The sequence below is a fragment of the Rhizobacter sp. P2_H2 genome, assembly GCF_056403375.1.
Map to the genome: position 1 here is coordinate 1 of NZ_JBFUFP010000623.1, position 3,244 is coordinate 3,244.

Below are 3,244 nucleotides of genomic sequence, written 5' to 3' on the forward strand. Positions count from 1 at the left end.
GCAGGTGCAGGTGCAGGCGCAGGTGCAGGTGCAGGCGCAGGCGCAGGCGCAGGTGCAGGTGCAGGTGCAGGTGCGGGTGCAGGTGCAGGTGCGGGTGCGGGCGCAGGTGCGGGTGCGGGTGCGGGCGCAGGTGCCGACCCGATCGGTGCCGGAGCGGTGCCCGAATCATTGCTGCCCCCGCAGGCAGACAGCACCATCGCGCACAGCAGCGCGCTCGTTGCAGTGGCGCGTCCCGGGCGTTGGATTGGCATGCTCATCGTGAAGATCCTGTTGCGTCAAAGTGCGGTGCGCCTACGTCATTCGACGTGTCGCCCCCTCGATTTCCGGCGCGATTGTGGGAGGCGCGATACCGGGGAAACTGACGAAACTTGCGGAGTCGATGAACGCTTCTAGGGGGGGCGTTGGCGCAGCGAGACGCAGTGCAACAGGATGAAATTTCACCGCACCCGATTTACATCGAATCGGGGGGCGCGCCTGCACACAGGCCGCACTGCGGCCCGTGTGCAGTTCGGTCAGGGGGTCACGTGAAACGTCGCATCGCTGCGGTCGGTCTGGTTCTTGACGAGGTCCAGGCGCAGCACATAGGCGTAGTGGCGGATGTAGCGGGTCGAGTCGCTGTACGCCTGGAACGAACTGGCGCTCGTGTCGGCCAGCCCCGGCACCTGCTTGAACGTGGCGTCCGCGGCGAACTGCGGCGATCCGTCGTACGGCGCCAGTTCGAAGACGAAGTCCTTGTGCCGCAGGTAGTAGCCCGGGAAGTTCACCGACGCGAACGACACGTAGCCCGCGTTGTTCGCCAGCCCCTTCACGATCCGGAACTTCGAATCATCCAGCGGCGAGACGTTCGGATCGATGCGCACCGTGAAGCTCGAATGCCGCACGTACCGATCCGGAAAGTTGGAGGACTGCAGCCGGTTGATGGGCGTGGCGCCGCCCCACTGCGCGTTCACGCGGCTCATCTCTGCCGCGCTCAGGTTCAGGATGCCGCCATGCCGCTTGCGGTCCGCACCCAGGTTGTACGAGCCTGTCGACGCGATCTGCCAGTTCTGCGCGCTGCCCATGTTGATCGAGCTCAGCGGCAGGTAGCCCTTGCCGGCGGCGTACTGGTCGACCCACAGGCCCCACTTGGCCTCGTTGTTGAACTTGAAGAGGATGGGGCCTTCGACCATGCTGCCCGTCAGGCCGATCTGCGACAGGTCGCCGATGGTCGTCCACGCGCCCAGCACCGACTGGCTGCCTTCGAGCGTGATCTGGCCGTCTCCGGAGGCACGCACGTACTTGAAGCCGCCGACGTTGCCCGCGACCTCGATGATCTGCGTGTCGATGATGCCTTGCGTGCCGGGCCGGTCGATGTACATCTGCGGCGCGGTGAAGCTGCGGAAGTCGGTCGTCTTCGCGTAGTAGATGCGCGGCTTGTCGACGCCGTTGAGCGGCGAGATGGTCGCCCAGTACACGATGTAGGCGTTCGATGCCGGGTCCCAGATGGCTTCGGGTGCCCAGGCGCAACCCGCGTTCGGGATGGCGCCGGCGACGTCGACCAGGCGCGGCTCGGACCAGTGCACGAGGTCCGTGGATTCCCAGATGACCAGCTTGGTGCTGGCGTGGTGCATCGCGGCGTCCCAGCCCTTGCCGCTGGCGATGCGCAGGTCGGTGGCGAGGATCCAGTATTTGGAGCCATCGGGTGAGCGCACGATGGTGTGGTCGCGCACGCCTTTCTCGCCGACGGTCGACATGAGCACAGGCTGGCTGTTGTTCAGGTCCGACCAATGCATGCCGTCGGTGCTGACCGACATGTAGGTCTGCTCGCCTTGCGCAGACTCGCCCGTGAAATGAACCAGCAAATAGCCCGCCGACTGCGCCTGCGCACCGCCGAACGCAGCGGCGAGCAAGGTGGCAGCAACAGCCGACCGAATCGATCTCAGAAATGTCTTCACCAGTGAACTCCTGTCTCCGTGGAAAAGCAGCCGTCATGAGCTGACGGGCCCGTTGCGCCTCGCTCAATCGGCGAGATCGCGGGGGGCGATGCTACGGAGGCGGTGCTGCACGGTCCAATCGCTTCTCGGCGCGCGCCGATACCGGATTGAATATTCCCGCGAATACCCTGACACGCCATCGCGACCCGGTGATGACTCGGCTCGAAAAGCAATGTAGAGAGGAGCGGGCGAGGGCATCGAAGCCGGAGATATTCCTCACGCATCGCTGCGCGATCTCCGCGATCACGAATCGATCGACAGGCGATCATTTTTTCCGCGGGTGCGACCGCCAGACTTCGGGCCTTTGGGCGGAGTCCAGGTCATGTCTTCATTTCAGCACCGCGTGTCGTTGTGCCTGCTGCTGCTGGGTTGCAGCGGCGCTGCGTGGTCACAGTCCCACGGCGACACCATGGCCCGGATCCGCGACAGCCGGTCCATCACCATCGGCGTGCGCGAATCGGCCCGGCCCTTCTCGTTCCTGAACGAGCAGAAGCAACCGGTCGGCTACTCGGTCGACCTGTGCATGAACGCCGTCGAGGAGATCAAGCGCGAGCTGAAGCTCGGCGAGCTCAAGGTGCAGTTCAAGGTCGTCAGCGGCGCGGAGCGCATTCCGAAGCTGCAGGCCGGCGAGATCGACCTCGAATGCGGGTCGACGACCAACACCCGGGCACGCCAGGAGAAGGTCGATTTCAGCTACTCGTTCTTCGTCGCCTCGATGCGCGTTCTCACCGCCAAGAGCATCCACGTCAACGCGGTGAAGGACCTGAACGGGCTGCCGATCGCGCTCATCAAGGGCACCACCTCGGAGAAGCTGTTCAAGCAATTGGGCGACGGAGAGCTGCGTGCGCAGTTCCAGTCCTACACCAGCAATGCCGACGCGTACAAGGCGCTGAAGGAAGGCCGGGCCCGGGCTTTCCCGCAGGACGACTCGTTGCTGCTCGGCCTGGTGTCCGCCGACCGGGCGCTCGATTCGCTCGAGGTGAGCCCGCTGGCTCTCTCGGTCGAGCCCTATGCGGTGATGGTCCGAAAGGGTGACAAGGCCTTGCTGGCGGCGGTGGACCGCAGCCTGATGCGGCTCTACGCGAGTGGCGAGATCAACGCGCTGTACGACAAGTGGTTCATGACCGACACGCTGACGATCAAGATGAGCCGGCTGACGCGCGACGGTTTCTCGCGCCCCAACAAGGAGGCCGGCGTCGCGGCGCTGCTGGGCTTCTCGATCTGATTTCACCCCTTCAGGCCCGAGCGTCACACGGCTCGGGCCCGAATGG

General features: G+C 65.0%; 3 protein-coding genes. 2 read left to right on the top strand and 1 reads right to left on the bottom strand.

What is annotated here, in order from left to right; genetic code table 11:
- A partial coding sequence (locus AC1D15_RS23585) for a hypothetical protein (protein WP_477827887.1) occupies positions 1-262 on the top strand: 262 nt, incomplete at its 5' end.
- 250 nt (positions 263-512) lie between these two features.
- Here the strand turns inward: AC1D15_RS23585 and AC1D15_RS23590 are convergent.
- Positions 513-1,934 carry an AbfB domain-containing protein gene (locus AC1D15_RS23590; RefSeq protein WP_477827888.1) on the bottom strand — a complete coding sequence of 474 codons (1,422 nt, stop codon included), beginning with the start codon at positions 1,932-1,934 and terminating at the stop codon, positions 513-515.
- A 448-nt stretch (positions 1,935-2,382) separates the two neighbouring features.
- Here AC1D15_RS23590 and AC1D15_RS23595 point away from each other — a divergent pair, with 448 nt between their 5' ends.
- Positions 2,383-3,198, top strand: a complete 816-nt coding sequence (locus tag AC1D15_RS23595) for an amino acid ABC transporter substrate-binding protein (protein WP_477827889.1) — start codon at positions 2,383-2,385, stop codon at positions 3,196-3,198.
- Positions 3,199-3,244: the final 46 nt, after the last annotated feature.